Annotated in this window: 14 protein-coding genes; 5 read left to right on the forward strand and 9 right to left on the reverse strand. The window is 39.0% G+C overall.

Annotation, left to right across the window (positions count from 1 at the left end; genetic code table 11):
- Position 1: 1 nt before the first annotated feature.
- The 6 genes from ACO6HM_RS01075 to ACO6HM_RS01100 form a co-directional block, all read right to left on the reverse strand.
- A complete protein-coding gene (locus ACO6HM_RS01075) occupies positions 2-2524 on the reverse strand; it encodes a leucine-rich repeat domain-containing protein (protein WP_485389358.1) in 2523 nt (840 codons plus the stop codon).
- A 12-nt stretch (positions 2525-2536) separates the two neighbouring features.
- Positions 2537-5521 carry an Ig-like domain-containing protein gene (locus ACO6HM_RS01080; RefSeq protein WP_485389359.1) on the reverse strand — a complete coding sequence of 995 codons (2985 nt, stop codon included), beginning with the start codon at positions 5519-5521 and terminating at the stop codon, positions 2537-2539.
- A gap of 302 nt (positions 5522-5823) precedes the next feature.
- Entirely contained in the window at positions 5824-7344 is a 1521-nt protein-coding gene (locus tag ACO6HM_RS01085; protein ID WP_485389360.1) for an SMI1/KNR4 family protein, read from the reverse strand.
- Positions 7345-7406: 62 nt separating this feature from the next.
- Positions 7407-7637: a thioredoxin family protein gene (locus tag ACO6HM_RS01090; RefSeq protein WP_485372289.1), complete on the reverse strand. Its 231-nt coding sequence runs from the start codon at positions 7635-7637 to the stop codon at positions 7407-7409.
- 7 nt (positions 7638-7644) lie between these two features.
- On the reverse strand, positions 7645-8574 hold the full coding sequence (locus tag ACO6HM_RS01095; RefSeq protein ID WP_485389361.1) for a CobW family GTP-binding protein: 930 nt from the start codon (positions 8572-8574) through the stop codon (positions 7645-7647).
- 70 nt (positions 8575-8644) lie between these two features.
- A complete protein-coding gene (locus tag ACO6HM_RS01100) occupies positions 8645-9604 on the reverse strand; it encodes a permease (protein WP_485389380.1) in 960 nt (319 codons plus the stop codon).
- A 290-nt stretch (positions 9605-9894) separates the two neighbouring features.
- Here ACO6HM_RS01100 and ACO6HM_RS01105 point away from each other — a divergent pair, with 290 nt between their 5' ends.
- Complete coding sequence (locus ACO6HM_RS01105; RefSeq protein ID WP_485389362.1) at positions 9895-11763, forward strand: DUF4838 domain-containing protein; 1869 nt, start codon at positions 9895-9897, stop codon at positions 11761-11763.
- Between the two features lie 52 nt (positions 11764-11815).
- On the opposite strand, the gene ACO6HM_RS01110 is transcribed toward ACO6HM_RS01105, so the two are convergent.
- Both ACO6HM_RS01110 and ACO6HM_RS01115 read right to left on the reverse strand, forming a co-directional pair.
- Positions 11816-12478: a DUF4230 domain-containing protein gene (locus tag ACO6HM_RS01110; RefSeq protein WP_485372285.1), complete on the reverse strand. Its 663-nt coding sequence runs from the start codon at positions 12476-12478 to the stop codon at positions 11816-11818.
- A 10-nt stretch (positions 12479-12488) separates the two neighbouring features.
- Positions 12489-12617 (reverse strand): hypothetical protein, encoded by a 129-nt coding sequence (locus ACO6HM_RS01115; protein ID WP_485389363.1) that lies wholly within the window; start codon positions 12615-12617, stop codon positions 12489-12491.
- A 260-nt stretch (positions 12618-12877) separates the two neighbouring features.
- Here ACO6HM_RS01115 and ACO6HM_RS01120 point away from each other — a divergent pair, with 260 nt between their 5' ends.
- From ACO6HM_RS01120 to ACO6HM_RS01135, 4 genes are all read left to right on the forward strand, one after another.
- Positions 12878-13555 carry a response regulator transcription factor gene (locus ACO6HM_RS01120; RefSeq protein ID WP_485389364.1) on the forward strand — a complete coding sequence of 226 codons (678 nt, stop codon included), beginning with the start codon at positions 12878-12880 and terminating at the stop codon, positions 13553-13555.
- Positions 13552-14964 (forward strand): sensor histidine kinase, encoded by a 1413-nt coding sequence (locus ACO6HM_RS01125; RefSeq protein ID WP_485389365.1) that lies wholly within the window; start codon positions 13552-13554, stop codon positions 14962-14964. Before ACO6HM_RS01120 ends, ACO6HM_RS01125 begins: the two co-directional genes overlap by 4 nt.
- Before the next feature lie 15 nt (positions 14965-14979).
- Complete coding sequence (locus ACO6HM_RS01130) at positions 14980-15930, forward strand: PepSY domain-containing protein (protein ID WP_485389366.1); 951 nt, start codon at positions 14980-14982, stop codon at positions 15928-15930.
- Between the two features lie 180 nt (positions 15931-16110).
- Positions 16111-16671 (forward strand): PepSY domain-containing protein, encoded by a 561-nt coding sequence (locus tag ACO6HM_RS01135; protein ID WP_485389367.1) that lies wholly within the window; start codon positions 16111-16113, stop codon positions 16669-16671.
- Here ACO6HM_RS01135 and ACO6HM_RS01140 read toward each other — a convergent pair.
- Positions 16668-17720, reverse strand: coding sequence for a lysylphosphatidylglycerol synthase transmembrane domain-containing protein (locus ACO6HM_RS01140; protein WP_485389368.1), 1053 nt, complete (start codon positions 17718-17720; stop codon positions 16668-16670). The genes ACO6HM_RS01135 and ACO6HM_RS01140 overlap by 4 nt on opposite strands.
- Positions 17721-17845 lie beyond the last annotated feature (125 nt).

Genomic DNA, 17845 nt, shown 5'->3' on the forward strand with positions numbered 1-17845 from the left:
CTTATGGCAAATAGAAATCTTTGTTTGTAAGTCCGTCATATATATCCTTAAGTACCAGGATATCTACTACCGGATTTCCCCTTAAATGTAACACCTTCAGTGTCTTAAGCTCCTTAAGAGGCTCTACTACACGCACCCTGTTATTTACAAGTGTAAGCTGCCTAAGCACAGGGCTATTTCTAAATGCAGATATATCCTCTATCTGATTATCATCCAGATATACAACCTCCAGTTTCTTCAAGTCTTTCAGTGCATCTACGCTTGTAAGCCTTCCTTTTTTCAGATAAAAAGTGTTAAGAAGAGGCATATCTGCAAGTACTGATATATTTGAAACCGGGTTGTTATTCATCATAAGATGAGTAATCAGACTCTTCCCCTTTAGCCCTGAAATATCTGTAATCTGGTTTTCATTTAGGGCAAGATAGTTTATCTTGATGAGGTTTGCGAGGGCATCAAGGGAACGAAGATGGTTATTCTGTGCAAACACACTTTTGATACTGGTTACATTTCTTAAACAGTCCAGATTGTAGATACCACAATCTTCTACCATAAAGTCTTCAAGAGAGGTATTCTGTGCAAAGGCATTTTTATCAAGCTGTATACCGGGATTTTCGTCTAAAACTATCTCTCTTAGGTTCTTTAATTTATCAAAGGTATGCTCACCTACATAGCCTATTCCGCAGTTTGCCAAATCAAGCTCTTCGAGCCTTAGCATGGTATTGATTACTTTAAGCTCTTTGTCTGTAACCTTGATTCCATAAAGTCCAAGCTTTTTAAGCCCTACCAGATACTCAAGACCGCTTAAATCCTTAACTTCCTTAAAAGCAAGATCAAGTACCTGTAGGTTTTTTACATCCTCAAACAATATATCCCCGTATGGCTTGTCCACACTGTATCTTATAACTTCTTCAAAAACCTTATCCTTAAACCTTACTACTTCATTGTCCTTGTCATTTTCCCCGGAAAACCTTGCTATTATGGTCTGTCCGTCAAAATGACCTGTTATTTCAAGATGTTCTTCAACTTCGCCGCTTATCTTCTCCCAGTTTACAAAGATGATGTCTCCGTCTTTTTTAACTGCATAAGGCAGATAGAAGCTTTCACCAACCTGCGCATTGAGTAGTATACTCCCATCCTCTACAGTCAAAAGCTTGATATCAAAAGGCTTTGCGAGGTTTAGGTTATACTTTACAATAGGTGTGAGGTCACGCACCTTAGAGCCAAGCATCAGCTCTTTTAGCCCATCTGTATATCTTAAAGCCCTGATATCCTCTACATTTTTACATACGAGATTAAGCTTCTTTAAGCCTGTAAGTCCTTTAAGAGGAGAAATATCCGAGAATAAATTTTCTCCAAGATTTACATCCTCTAGGTCTGTAAGCCCCGCTAGAGCATCAATTGAAGAGATTTTATTGGAAAAGAGGTTCAGTGTTTTAAGCTTCTTTAAGCCTGACAGCGGAGTGATATCACTAATCTGATTATAGGATAAATCAAGTGTAACCAGATTCTTCATCTCCTTTATATCAGCTAGATTTATCTCACTATAGCTCCAAGTAAGACTTAAATCCCTGATTGTAAGCAAATCTGAATAAGTAATCTCATCAACCTTTTTATTTAGTTTATCAGCTGCCGCATCGCCAATAGCCTCATCTACAAAGCTGTACCTTGCTTTGGGATTAAACTCTTCAACAGTGATAACAATCTTAGCCTTAAGCTCTGTGCCCTGAACACTTCCCTTTATTTCATAGACTTTCACTGTATCCTTATCAAAGGTTCCGCTCCATTTTACCGCCTGCCTGTCTCTTGTTTCATCTTCATAGACAACCTCTACAGTATCAGGCAGCTTATAATCTTCTCCCTTTTTAAGCCTTACAGTAATCTCAGGGATACTCTTTATCTTCTTCATTGGTATAATTGTAAACACAGCTTCCATTTCCTCAGAATATTCGTATTTATCAGAATAAACTCTTACAGGAAGTTTAATTTCTTTAGCCACCGAAGTATCTAGCAAAGCCCCCTTAAAATCAAGGTTTACCTTGGCACTCTTGCCATTGTTTAATACGGCTTTTGCAGTCTTAGGCAGGGTATATTTCTCAAACTGCCTTACCTCAAACTTGAGCTCCTGTACCTTTTCCACCTTTTCTTTGTAGTAGCCACCCTTTATAGGCACTGAGGTTTCCTTTATTATCTTATCTGTATCAATGTCCCAAACGCAGATTTTAACGGCATAAGGAAGCTCTGCAATCTTGGTATAGCCGTCAAATTCTACAGGGTACTTGGAACTGCTCTTTTTTTCAATACGTGTTAGATTGATATTGCGCTCCATATAATCTACCAGTATGAAGTCCACTCTAAGTTTTCTACTTTGGTCGTCCTTTACTATTACTTTAAGGTTCTGTATCGCACGGTTTTCTAGAGACGGCTTGCTCACATTGATGGCAGTATCTGCATACACAGGCTCTTTCCCTGTCATCACTAGTGTGAGCAGAAATGCCACCGGTAAAAGCCAATAGATTTTTTTCATGGTATCCTCCTCCTACTGCAGCTTAACTGACTTCTTTTTCACGACTCCGTCCACATTTACATAGACGAAATATTCTCCTACTTCTTCATCCTCTAAGTGAAGAGAAATATTTCTCTCCTTTCCTTCAAGAACGCCCACATATACCAACTGTCCTCCCGAATCTCTGATAACGAAGTTTCCTCCATTACCACTTTGGCGGATTCTAATACGCACAAAGCGCCCCTCATTTGTCACCTCAACTAAGTCGCCAACCTTTTTTAGCTTAAATACTATCTCGTTAGAAACCGTGAAAAATGGGATGTTCTGCACCTTGTCACCTATCACCTTATATCCGTCAGGCACATCCTTTATCATAACCTTAATCTTGTCAGCTGCCTCAAGTGATGACGGTATAAGCTCTCCATACTCATATTCTGTCGTGGTATAGGTTAGTACATCAAGGATAGGAACCATTGTCTTAAATGAAACGTCAGGCACCGTACTCCCCTTTTCATCCACAGCTTTTACCTTTAGTCTCACACCCTTTTCTAAGGACATAATTCCAGTCGCATTTTGCTTTATTGTATTTACATTAAGAAAAGCAGGAACCGGCACCCAGTCTTCATTTATATTTCTTGCCTGTACTCTGAATTTCCCTTTTGGAACCTTTACACTAAACCTCCCTTCACTGCCTGTAGGCTTTAAGACATACTCTTTTCCTGCATCATCAACTGCATACAGTTCAGGAACGCCTACATGTCCGGGAAAAGAAAACTCTATGCTTATTGACCTCTCCAGTTCCTTTTCTTTTACAGTTACCTTAATCCAGTACTCAAGGGCAACAGGTGACTTAGGGTTCTGTGCGACTCCCTCAGGTAATGAAAATGAAGCCCTTAGCTTATAAACTGATGGCTTTTTGCCGTCATAAGAGCCAAGATACCACTTTACAGGCACAATGTGCTCATTTTTATAAGAGTCAATTATTGTAACAGTTGATGGAAGCTTCTGTTTAAGGGTGTCTTTGTCTGTTCCATATGCAACCTGAATATCCTTAAACTGATGTATGACTTCCCTGACTACAAGTCTCTCGCCCTGTTTAACCAGGTCTATAACCTTCACATATTCCTTTGCATCCGGTACAACACTTACTTCTGTTGCATTAAGCTCATAGTCTGATGGTATGCCCTCGGGTATAACTACAGTCTCTTCATTTATGTGATAATACTTATCCTTATACTGATAGGATGGCTTTGTGGTGCCAACTATCTGCCCCTTATATCTGTACTCAAAGCTAACCTTTGCAGGGTTAATTATGTGAGTTACGCCGTCTTTTAGGTTATTAGGATTTGTAAATACATCGACATAGACGTGGACCTTTTTCGTATCCTTGTGTCCGTTTGTCCTATAAAATGCCTCCTTATGTAGCTCCTTTAGGGTAGCAGGTACTGTAATTTCACTAAATCCTGCCCAGCCAAAAGCGCCTTCATCAATCTTCTCGATATTCTTAGACATTTTTACTTCTTTAATCCTTGGCTCTTTCTTATCAGGTCTTGCTGAAAATGCAAACGCACCGATTTGGTGGACAGAGTCAGGAATTACTAAAGAAGTAAGCCTGTGATAGCCAAAGGCTTTGAAGTCAATGACTTCAACTGTATCCGGTATTTCAAGTTCTTCAAAGTCAAGCCACTGGCAGGCAGCAGAGCCTATCTCTACTACCGGTTCTCCTTTATAGGTACTAGGTACGGCTAACTTCTTTGATTTTTTTACCTTATCTTTGCCACTTGGTTTTGTGTCTTTAAGTATGACTCGTCCGTCTTTCTTTATAAATACAAAGTCATCCTCAGTAAGTGGAATTTCCTTCTCCTTTACACGTACATCTACCTTTACTTCCGGATAATCATCTACGCCTTCAATGGTATAGCTTCCTTTTAGGGTATAGATACCTGGTTTTTCAGCTTCATAGGTACCAAGCTCCCACTTAACAGGCACTTCTATCTTTTCTTTTTTATTACTAAGTTTAACTAGGATAGTCTTAGGAAGAAGACTAGCAAGCTCCTCCTTCGTGGTCCCAAACTTTACATCTATCTGCCCTACTTTGTCTACTGACTCAATGAGGATTTCGCTGCTGTTTTCTCCAAGGCGGTCTACCTCTATCTCAAATTCCATCACATTTTTTAGGTCACTTTGAGCAGGATAGCTTCCCTTAAACTTTACAGCCCCCTCTTTATTCTCAGCAAAGTCAGCTGTACTCCAGGTTATATTTACTTCTCTTTCACTCCCATCTTCAAGTGTTAGCTTTCCCTTTGCAGGAAGTCTTTTGATTATCTCTGCATTGCTTAGTTTCACAGAGACCTTTTGTTTATCAAAGGAAGAGACCTTGACTATATTTTGTTTCTTTGCAAAATTAAAGCCCACTACAGCCTGTTTAGACTTAATATTTACTGCCTTTTCAACCTCTTTTGCTACATAGTTTTCCTTGTCATAATCTGTAAGCCTAACCTTTACTCCGTTTATTCTCGGAACCAGTTCAGGCTTAAAATACAGCCTCTTGTAAGCCCAGGAAGAATCCATTTCAGATACATAGATAGAATATTCAGGCTCTCCCTTCTCGTACCCGTGAGATACAATCTTAAGTGATGCCCTTTCATAAGCAAAGATATCCTTTTTAAGCAATGCCGAATTAACTTCAATCTCAGGATCATAGACAAACATATCCTTATTCTCAGCTTCTAAGGTGTATGAACCGTAAGGAAGATTCGTGTACCTTAGAGGCATCCCCATATCATCCTCACCTGACTTAAAAGAATAGCGTTTGCCCGCCTTATCAACTGCTATTACGTTGAAATAACTGCTGGTCTCATCCTCCGGCTTGAAAATGGCAAGCTCCACCTTCCCCTCAGTTTGTGACATACTTCTTACAGTCTTTTTTGTAAGCTTCGCTCCACTTGTTGTAGAGAGTGTCGAGAGAAATACACTAAAGACGGTAAGAATTAGTACTAAGCCCCTAATCTTTTTCATTGCTACCTCCGTTCAGATTTAGTTTTTTGACTCCATTTAATACAGGCTTACTTCAGCTCACTTCTTCAAAGTAAGCTTGAATCGTTTTTTCACTTTTGACACCTATGCTGTTGTCAAAGTTTTACATATAAAAATGCATATAGTTATAGTATATTGTGCAGTATTAATGTAGTCCAATTAAAAATATCTATCTCCGATATCCATTTATATCTATTTGCTATAAATACAAGTAATCCTATCAAAAAAGGTCAGACTCCATAAGTCCGACCTTTAACATATTTCCTGGTATTTTCTTCAACTTACTACACCATCTTATTATAATAACCCTCATACACAAACTTCTCAGGGTGAGATTTTACATAGTTTACCTCATACTCACTATCATAATCGTAGGTATCATATACAAAGTTATCTGCCTCCTCCAGAAGCTCATCAAAGCCATCTTCAAGGCTCTCCATTGCCTTCCAGCGCTCTTCCCTGTCAAATGGAATCTTACCTCCAAAGGCATCAATCACCCTCTTAAAATTATCAGCAAAGATACCCATATCGAAGGCTCTTAGTCCATTTAAGGCATCTTCCCAGACTATTCCTGTAGAATTGTCTAAAAACTGCTGGTGCCCTCCGTTGTTTACTTCTATGAAGTACCAGGATACTGCATTTAAGTATCTCTGCTCCAAAGTAAAGCCCTCAGCAGACTTAAGATAATTCTCGTGTGTTCCATATATGTCAACAGTCCAGTAAATCGGATCTAAGACACCCCAGATTTCATCCATATTTTCAATATCCGCTACAGTGATTTTGGCATAGGTCTTTCCACTTCTTGAATTACCTGGCTCTGAATCAAAAAGCTTAGCTTCCTGCTCTTTATAATGCTTGTAAACAAGCGGGAATTTCTCTTTATTAGCTTCAAGTATTCCCTTAAATCCGTGAAAATCTACAATTTCAATACAATATTCAATAACCTTGTCATCCTTTGCAAGCCCCATAGCCTTCTCAAGCATAGCAAGTGAATTTAAGATGTCTTCCTCTACCATGTAATTATTGTTTGCTGATAGGGCTGAATAAGAACAGCCGTAGCGGTAATACCAAAGAGCATCTCGCTCCTCTTCAGGAATCATATCAAGCACCTTCATGGCCTCTTCTATCTGGTCGTTATTATTGTAGGCTCTGGCTAGTTGTCCCTTTAGCGTAGTATTTATGTTCTCCACTCCTGTAAAAGTAAGAAATTCTATAACGCTCTCAGTATCGCCCTCATCACTTAAGTTGTCGATTACCCTTTCTTTTATTTCATCACTGTACTGTACAAATTCTTCCTTGGTAATCTCTTGCTGGGTAACGGTCAGTCCTTTTATAAATTCTTCAAAATTATCCGCAAGTGGATGTATCTTAAAATCATCCTCCTGGTCAATAAGCACTACCTTAGGCTCTCCCTCTTTTCCACACTCCCTATAGTCGAGGAACACCATGTGATGGCCACCTGAGATAGTATCAGCCACTGCAACACCTATATTAGGATAACCCCATTCATTAATCCAAAGCTCATTACCCATCTCACCACAAAGAGAATTCATCTTCTCCTTGTCAGTGCCGTAGATGCCTGTGATATACACTGCATACTTGCCATTGCTAAACAAGGTTGCATAAGGAGTCCCTCCGTTATGTATTTTGACAAGCTCTATATATGATGCCGGAAGCTTGTAGCCAAGTTCTTTTTCAATTGACTCTATTTCCTCATCAGTAGGCTCTTTGCCAACATATTCCTCAAGTGAGTATTCATCATCATCCCAAAAGTGAGAAAAGTCAAAGTTTTCAAATGGTTTCATAAGTTTTCCTTTCTGAAGGGGTTTTAAGCACCCTAATCATCATATATTTTCATATCCTTATTTCAACTCAGCAGCTTCACAATATCCTTCACCTTAGGTACTCTTCCGCTTATAATCAGCTTTCCATCCACCATAACCGAAGGGGTGGTCATAACGCCGAGCCTCACTATGTCCATCAAATCCTCTACCTTTTCAATCTTTGCATCCAAGCCTAACTCCTCTATGGCTAAGAGGGTGTTTTCATAGAGTTTGTCACATTTTTCACAACCTTCACCAATTACCTTAATCTCCATATTTACCTCAATTCCTTAATTTCATAGGTTTATCCACAATTTCTTTCCAGGCACTGTCGATTGTGCGGATAACCTGTGGTCCTGTTTTTGATAAAAATACAAGTTCTGATTTTTCACGCTCGCCGGAAGGCTTGAAGTCAATCAGCTCCTCTACTACATCCACCTGCTGCCAGCCTTCATCCAACTTAAAAAATCCCTTAATCCTGTAGCAGGATGGAAGCACCTTTTTAAGAAATGTCATCAATATCTCTTTTGGTACCACTTCAAGGGTTTCTAAAGATATAGTCTTAGGCTTGTTATCCACTGTATTTAGGCTGTCTTCGGACTCTGCCCATCTTCTCGTAGTCAAATCTTCATTCATAAATGATAGGTCAGTTTTGCCAAAGGAAGCTGTGATTATATCACATACAGGATTAACCTCACGCACCAGCTTCTTCACCTCTTCAAGCTCTGATAAGTCAAGCCTATCCACCTTATTGATTACTGCCAGATTGCAGTGGGCAAGCTGCCTGTCTACAGTTTCTACATCCTTTATCTGATTCTTAAAATTCACTCCGTCAACAAGGCAGATAACCCCCTTAAAGATGTAATTATCTCCCGCCATTACCCCTACAGCTCCGAGGATTTCCTCAATATTAGACGGATCGGCTAGTCCTGAGCTTTCTACAAAGACATAGTCAAGGTCCTTTGTACTCATTTCAGCAAGTGCCTGTACAAAAGAAAGCTTTAGACAGGAACAAAAGATAGAGCCTCGACTTATTTCAGTCATTTCGATGCCATTTCGTCTAATTATTTCTCCGTCTACATTTATTTTGCCAAATTCATTTTGAATAATTCCTATTTTCTTATCCTTAACATTATCAAGAATATTCAGCAAAAATGATGTCTTTCCTGCGCCAAGAAAGCCCGTAAGTACATATAAATCTTTCTTTTCCATACTACCTCCTGTTAAAAACTGTAGCAAGCCTAAATCAATGAGTGTCAACTACTTTTGACACCGGCTAATATTAAAAATAAATGCTTAAATAATTAAATAGATATCCCGTTATAATAATTCCTACTGTACATATCCCTACAAACAAGGCTAACAGTCTTGGTTTGATTGCTTTCCTAAGCATAATCAGCGATGGAAGCGATAAGGTAGTAACTGCCATCATAAATGACAATACCGTACCAAGCTCTGCTCCTTTGGTATATAGTGCTTCTGCAACAGGTATGGTTCCAAATATATCCGCATACATTGGAATTCCAACCAAAGTAGCCAGTATTACAGAGAAAGCATTTTTACTTCCAAGCACAGTTACTATAAAGGACTCCGGTATCCAGTTGTGAATAACAGCTCCTATACCGACTCCTGCCAATATGTATGGAAATACCTTCTTAAGTGTGGAACAGACCTGTTCACCTGCAAAATCGAGTCTATCCTTTACATTTAGCCTCAGGCTTACAGAGTTCACATTTCCGGCTTTTTTGATATATTCTTCTATATAATCTTCCATCTTCATTTTATCGATAATAAGTCCACCTATCACCGCTATAATCAGTCCAAGTACTACATAAAGCAGGGCTGTTTTTGCTCCAAATACGCTCATAAGCAGAATTAAAGAACCCAGGTCAACCATAGGTGAGGATATGAGGAAGGAAAATGTCACTCCTATCGGCAAGCCTGCACTTGTAAATCCAATGAATAAAGGAATGGATGAGCAGGAGCAAAAAGGGGTTACAGTACCAAGTAAGGCGGCTAATATATTCGCCCATATTCCTCTATGTTTCCCAAGTATTTTCTTGGTTCTCTCCGGCGGGAAGAAGCTCTGAATGAAGGAGATAGTAAATATAAGCACACAGAGTAAAAGTGTAATCTTCGTTACATCGTAGAGGAAAAACTGAACACTCCCTCCTACTCTGCTCTCCATATCAACTCCAGCTGCTGATAAGCCCTTTCCTATCAGCTCATCCAGCCATTCCATCTTTAAGACTTGATTTTGAATGAAGTTCCATATAGTTTTATCCAATATTCTCCTCCAAATTTAACACATTATCAAAGCAAACATAACCATTTAGACCGATAAATCAAGCCCCTGGCAGTGATTCTAATTACGCTTAACACGATGGACTAATCCATTTCCAGTCTTTGCTATATTGTACTCCAAACTGGTTGTTTTGACAATTGCAAAGAATAGATTGCCCTACTGTACTATTTACGATTTCTGTGTATACTTATAACAATAACAATATTCAAAAATCCAAGGAGAAAAACATGCAAATAACCCTTCAAACCCTTTCAACCACCCTTAACTACGCCAAAACCGAGCTTTCTTCCTATCTGGCAAGCCTGTCCATCCCTTCTTTAGAACTTGATAAGATAGATATTAGCATTAAGACCGACAAAAATATTACCAAGGTGAAAGACTATCTCTTAGATGATGCATTTAAGATAGATATAGAAAATGGAAAAGGCGAGATAATCGGCAATAACGAGAGAAGTTCATTACTTGCCGTATACCACTTTTTATATAGAATCGGTTTTAGATTCCTCACCCCTGTTAAAGAAAGTGAAATAATCCCGGATATCACATCTATCAAGGAGCTTACCTTGACAGAGAGTCACATTTATCCATATAGGCACAGAGGTATATGCATAGAAGGTGCTTCATCCCTTGAGAATATTTTATCCACTATAGAATTGATGCCAAAGCTTGGATACAACTGCTTTTTCAGTCAGTTCAAGCTCCCATTTACATTTATGGAACGCTGGTATAAGCACCAAAATAATCCCCATCTTAAGCCCGAAGAATTTAGTTTAGATACTGCCGGTACATATACTTCTAAAATATTTGAAGAGATAAAACGAAGGGATTTACTCCTTCATACGGTAGGACATGGCTGGACTGCTAATGCCATTGGCTTACCTGCTCTTGGCTGGGATACACAGAGTACAGACGGTGAGGCAGATAGTAGTTTTTTTGCAATGATAAATGGCAAAAGAGAGCTGTTCCACGGAGTTCCAACCAATACAAACCTATGCTATTCCAATAAAAAGGTTATAGAAAAGCTGGCTGACCTTGTATTAGATTATGCTATCAACAATAAGGAGGCTGACTATGTGAATTTTTGGCTTGCTGATGCCTTCAACAATATCTGCGAATGCGAAAACTGCGAGAAGGAGAGCTTATCCGACCAGTATGTAACCATTCTTAATAGGATTGATGAGAAGCTTAGTGAAAATGATTTGAAGACTCATATAGTATTTTTGCTCTACCAGGAGCTTTTATGGCCTCCTATCAGAGAGAAGCTAAGGAACCCTAATCGTTTCACCCTTATGTTTGCTCCTATTAGCAGAACCTTTGAGGAGAGCTACCCTGAGGATCCCGAGAATAAAGCAATCCCGGAATTTAAGAAGAATCATATCTCGCTTCCTGTCAATATAGAAGAGAACCTTGGCTTTCTGTTTGCCTGGCAGAAGAAGTTTAACGAAGACAGCTTCGTTTATGACTATCCTCTTGGCAGGGCACATTACGGTGATTTTGGCTACTATCATATATCAAAAATCCTGTTTAACGATATTATGAAATTACCGGCTTTAGGACTAAACGGATACATCAGCTGCCAGGAGCTTCGTTGTTTCTCTCCTAACAGCCTGCCTAACTATGTGATGGGATACGCTCTGTCAGGCTTATGTAATGACTTTGAGATCTTGGTTACTGACTATTACAGAGACTTTTATGGGGCATTTTATGAGGAAGCTATGGCTTATCTTAAAGAATTGTCCTCACTCAGCCATCCTGATTACTATAACAACAAGGGAGACAGGGTGTCAAAGTCTATAAATGCTGATTTTATATGCATTTTAGAGGTACTTGATAACTTCCTCCCAACCTTTGACAAGGTAAAATCATCTGGCGGTTTTACAGTACAATGGGAGCTGCTTGAATTCCACAACAGTTATCTAAACAGGCTTGTTAAGGCGCTTATCAAGCTTAGCAGTGGGGATTTTAACAGGGCAAATGAACTTTTTACGGATTTCGCTACTTTTATACAGGTAAATGAGTTGAAATTTCAGCCATATCTTGATGTATACAGGTTAATGGATATTTCAACGAATTATACCGGATTTAAGAGTATTTAAATAAAACAAAGTGACTAAGACCTGTTCTTAGTCACTTTATTTCGATTTAAGCTTATTTATCATAAGCAAAGGTAAATTCAATATCGTAGTCCTTAAATTCAGCTAGGAATACTTTTATTATGCTCTTAAAATTCTCATCGGCTCTGGTATATATACCTTTTGCCTCCACTTCTTTAAGCCCTTCCTCTTCAATCTCATCAATGAGCTTTCTATACTGCTCAAAGTTTATCGGATTGAATATGCTGTTCTTTTCACTGCTTTTTATACTGTCCCATATCAGGTAATTGCTCATTACATTTCCCTTTGGTATCTTTACATGTATGGTTGAGTCATTAACGCTTACCTCTATATCAGACATGTTGTAGCCTATCTTTACCTTACCGGTACATTCAAGGGAAATAGTATTCTTTGTTCCCGGAATTTTTATATCATCAAAAATATATCTTGACTCATCAACTGTCTTTTTAATGTTGTATTCACCTGAATATGTGGACAACTCACCTATCTCATATATCTTGGTCTCTACTTCTGCCTTGGTAACTATTCTTTTCTCTGTTGTCCCAAATAGTCTTTTCCCAGGATTTGTCACAAGCTCAGCCTCCGGCCCGTGGAACATCTGATACAGGCTCCATGCGCCAAATATAGCTAAGGCAATCACCACTACTGACAAAAGGTTAAGAAATATCTTAACAATCTTCTCGCCTATTTTGCTCAAGTTTCACCTCCTAAATCCATGCAGTGATTAAGAGAAAGAGGAAGAAAGCTAAAATAGCTAATGCAATGCCTATTATTAGTATTCTGAATAATAATCCAATCTTCCCCTTAGTTTCCTTATCATCATTTTTCTTAAACATGGTTAACTCTCCCTTCTTTATTACGAAGCTTTTTCCTTCATATTATCAGTAAACTTCCTTATTTAAAATTTCAGTTTTTATTCTTATTTCTCATACCAGTATAGCTTACACTATTTTTCCATTTTTGTCTAATGTAATTTTAATCTTTATATACTATAATGGTGCAGGGGAAGTTTTACTCACTGATTATAAAAGGTTACTTTAACTTGCTTCCCCAGTCCTCAAAATATCCACAAAATACCCATTTATAAGGAGGCTGTATGCGATTACTTTACGCAGAAGATGAAGAAGACCTTAATAGAATAGTTACAAAGAAGCTGACGGAAGAGGGCTTTAGCGTGGACAGTTGCTTCGATGGCAGGGAGGCCATTGACAATATACAGTTCACCGAATACGATGCCGCCATACTGGACATCATGATGCCTCATGCTGATGGCTTTGCCGTATTAAAGGAGCTTAGGAAGCTAAAAAAGAATACACCTGTGCTTTTCCTTACCGCAAGGGATTCCATAGAGGATAGGGTGACAGGACTTGATAGCGGTGCCAATGACTACCTTGTAAAACCTTTCTCATTTGAGGAATTACTTGCAAGAATAAGGGTGCTTACCCGTGAAAAGCACAATCTCACCGAAAACATCCTTAGCATAGGTGATTTAGAGTTAAACCTCTCATCTCACATAGTAACTAGGGGAGGTACTGAGATAACTCTCACAAGCAAGGAATATCAGCTTCTTGAGTACCTGCTCTACAATAAAGAAAAGGTGTTAAGCCGTGAAAAGATAGAGAATCATATATGGAACTATGATTATGAGGGTGGTACCAATGTAATTGATGTGTATATAAGATACCTCAGGAAGAAAATAGATGACGGCTTTCCTACCAAACTCATACATACGGTGCGTGGTGCAGGCTATGTCATCAGGGAGGAAAATAATTGAAACTATCGATAAGACTTAGGATTATACTTTGGTTTCTGCTCTCTACATTTTTTATACTATCACTGACAGCTACTCTCGTGTTCTTTATAAGTAACAGTGTGATGAGAAGAACTACCAAGAATTACTTCATAAGTGCTGTGGAAGAAAATACTGACAAACTGAAAATGCTGTCTGAAGCCGAATATGAAACCGCAAGCGAGTTTGATGCAGACGATATTTTCATCCACTATAAAACAGGCTACCTGCAGATAGATGACGACTTCCTTATGACACTTAATTCTATGGAATTTGGGCTTTATACAGTGGATGGGAGCCTTCTTTACGGGAAAAACTCGATAATGAGGGAAATAACAGACCTGCCTCTCAAAGACTCCCACATCATTTCATATAGTACAGCAAACGGAAGTTACCTGATATATGATAGAAGACTGGCAAGCGAGGGCTTTCCCGAGCTTTGGATAAGGGGGATTGCTCCGCTAAAGGATACCTCAGCCCAGCTTTTTGACATAGCCATCTACCTTGCAGCCTTCCTCCCATTTCTCATCATCATCATTCTTTTGTGTGGTTACCTCGCCGCCAGAGGAATAGTGAGGCCGATAAAGAAAATAGAGAAGACGACCACAAGCATCACTGATGGGGATAATCTTTCACTTAGAATACCTGATACCGGTAGCAATGATGAGCTTTCCGCCCTTTCTTCCAATTTCAACAAAATGTTAGACAGGCTCGAGACTTCCTTTGAAATGGAAAAGCGCTTTGCTTCAGATGCTTCACACGAGCTTCGCACACCGGTTTCAGTAATTCTTGCACAGACAGAATTCTCCCTTGAGAAGGAAAGGGAGCCCGCAGACTACATCGAGTCTCTTGAGGTAATCAAGAGACAGGGAAGACGAATGCACCAGCTGATTGGCAATATGCTTTCATATACCAGACTTGAACAGAGAATCGATAATTATCCATTTGAAAGCCTAAACTTCTCCCGCCTTGTGAGTGACCTTTGCAGCGATATGATGCCACTTATGGTAAATGATATAACTATTGAATATGATGTCGAACCGGATATCATGCTAAACGGCAATTCAGAACTTCTTGCCAGGATGCTGCAGAACCTCCTTGAAAATGCCTATAAATACGGCAAACAGGATGGCACTACCAAGGTAACGCTAAAAAAAGACAAGAACCATGTTAGACTTCTGGTAGAAGATGACGGCATAGGAATAGCAAATGACCAGCTAAACCTTATATTTGACAGATTCTTTAGGGCTAGCAATAAGTCAGGTATTACAGGTTCAGGGCTAGGGCTTTCCATAGTAAAGAAAATTGTCGACATGCATAAAGGAAACATTGAAGTAACAAGCGAAGAAGGAAGGGGTACTACCTTCACCATTACCTTTAACCTTAAAAATTAGAAGGAAGGAGAGCCTATGGCTAATCTAATAAAGAATAAATACATTCTAACCATTGCAACGGTAGTAATCTTTGGGCTTACCATAGCACTTGGCAGCCTTTATGCCAAAGACAGGATTGAGAGAAATGATATACTTACTGAGTCTGATGCGGTTAAGTTTGCCTATGTAGATGCAGGGATTTCCCCTAAAACTGCGCCTTCTTATGAAGCAAAGCTTCTAAAGGAAGATGGGATATATGTGTATAAAGTAGTCATATCCTCTGATGATACAAAATATAAATATACCATAGCTGCAAACAACGGAGAAGTTATTAGCAGCGAGTCAGCGAGGATTACTCAAAATAAGAAGAATAATACTTCTTCAAGCGATACTACAGGTGTAGAAGAAAATGTCTCTAATAATAGCTCTAACAAAGCTGACCCTTTGGAAAAAAATGTCAAAAATGTCATTTCTAACGCTAAATCAAAAGATAAACCTAATGATAATAAAGCAGCTGATAATCAAACCACGGGAAGTACGGTAGAAAATGATGTGGCTGAGACTAATAATCCCTCCACAGGCAAAACCTCTACTGTAAGTGAGGTGGCAGCTTCCAGGCATTATATAAGCATGGATAAGGCAAAATCCATAACCCTAAAAGATGCGGGATTTAGGCCTTCGTTTGTTACATTTGAAAAAGCCCTGCTAAAGAAAGATGATGGAAAGATTATATATGAAATAGAGTTTTTTACTTCTACATACGAGTACGAATATGAAGTAGATGCTTACACCGGAGCCATTCTTTCTAAGGATGTAGACCCTCTTTCTCCTTCTGATGAGGCTGAAAAGGTCAAAGAAAACAGCTCTAATACCCCTAAAAATGCTGATTTAGAGGATTATGAGAAAAAGCACGACAAAGGCGATGAGGATGATGATGACGATGACAAAAAGAAATACAAATATGATGACGACGATGATGATGATTAATAATAATATCTCTAAGAGCTGATATTTCCTAACATCTTGTGAATACCGTAAAGATCCTAAGGTCTGATTTTGGTATTTCACAAGATTTTTTTTAAATAATTCTCTAATCTAATTTTAATTTTCATCCTTTATAATACAAAGCATAAGGTAAAACAAACCAAACACAAAGGAGAAAAAACTATGAAGAATTCAAAGAAGTTAATCGCTACACTCGCACTTTTCGGTCTTGTATTTACAAGCGGTGCTACCACCTCAGTTTCAGCAGCAGGCAGACTTATCTCAAGAGAAAGTGCTAAGAACGCTGCACTTACAGCAGCAGGAGTATCACTTAATCAGGCAACAGCTATTGAGATTGAGTATGATGCGGATGATGATGACTTCGGTCAGGTATACGAGGTAGAGTTCAAGGCAAACGGTTACAAGTATTCTTATGATATCGATGCCAATAACGGCAGCGTACTTAAGAGCAAAAGAAAGTTACTTAAGGTTAAGAAGCCGGTTAAGAACTATGCACAGTACATCACTTCTGAGTCAGCTAAGCAGATCGCACTTAACCACGCAGGCTTAAATGCTGACAGAGTTACATTTACAAAGGCAAAGCTTACTACAGATGACGGTGTTAAGGTTTATGATATAGAATTCCGTACAGCAACTACCGAGTACGAGTACGAAATAAATGCCAAGACAGGCAAGGTAGTTGAGTTCTCAGTTGAGCCAATCGACTACGATGATGAAGACTAATTGTTAACCCTCTTCCTTCTTATCATATATCCAATAACAATGGTAATAAGGCTGATAAATATACAGATATAGAAGCTCATTCCCCTGCTTAAAAGCTCGGTGTGAACAGCAACCGGCTCAGGCATGAACTGGGAAAAGCCCTGTATCATAAGATAGTCAACTACACCTTGCGCTCCCGGAATGGGAGCGCAGTTTGATCCTACAAAGGCAAATGCCTGTGAGAACCATATATCTGCCATATGCCTGAACTTGCCACCAAGTCCAAGGTAGACAAAAACAGTTATTGATATCTGAGTAACACGCTGAGCCAGATTTATAAGAAATGCCACAAACAGCATTTTCCCTTTGCCTAGAGCAAGGTCGGATACAGTGCTGTATTTTTTAACTGTCTCTTCCCATTTTACCCTTTTCTTCTCAGGTTTTCTAATTATCTTAAGCTTTCCCAGGATACTTATTCCCCAAAGCCCAAGTTTATCCATCCACTTTGGCTCTTTGAGCAACATAAAAAAGAAGAGGGTCAGAGAAGTCATAATGACAAAACCAAGTACTATAAGCACCTTGCCAAAGTCATTAAAGCTGTTAAAAATATCAGGTCTTACAACGAAGCTAAGTACTGCAACGAAATCAATTGCAAAGCTGTACATAAGCAGGTTAAGCACAAGACACATGGTAGCCTTTGAAAATGAGACTCCGTCTTTTCGCATAAAGTAAAAGCTTGCAGGCTGTCCACCCGAGGCAGACGGCGTAATTGCAGAAAAATATATATCTGCCGCAGAGTACAAAAACGCCTGACGGTGGTTCACATCTACAGAGATATGCTTAAGTATGTATTTGATAGCCACACCTTCAAGGTAGATATAGAGAAGAACGGAAACCATGGCCAAAGCCATAAATCCCTTTTTCCCATGTCTAATCATAACCCAGGCATCATTTATGGAAAATCCCTTTGCCTGGCTGGTTATTGCAGTAATCGTGAGTACGGCTATCACTATGGTGACAAGCGACCACATTATATTCTTGAGTACGTCTTTATTACCTTTTTGTTCCATCTATAAAAGTTCTCCTTAGAGTTTATCTCTAAAGTATAGCATAAATTTGGATTTTAATTCTTACGATTATCTTAAGTTTTGGTGTAAATCAGGATAAATACTCCTTGCCTATCTCTTTTTTATAC

Source organism: Catonella sp., assembly GCF_057250765.1.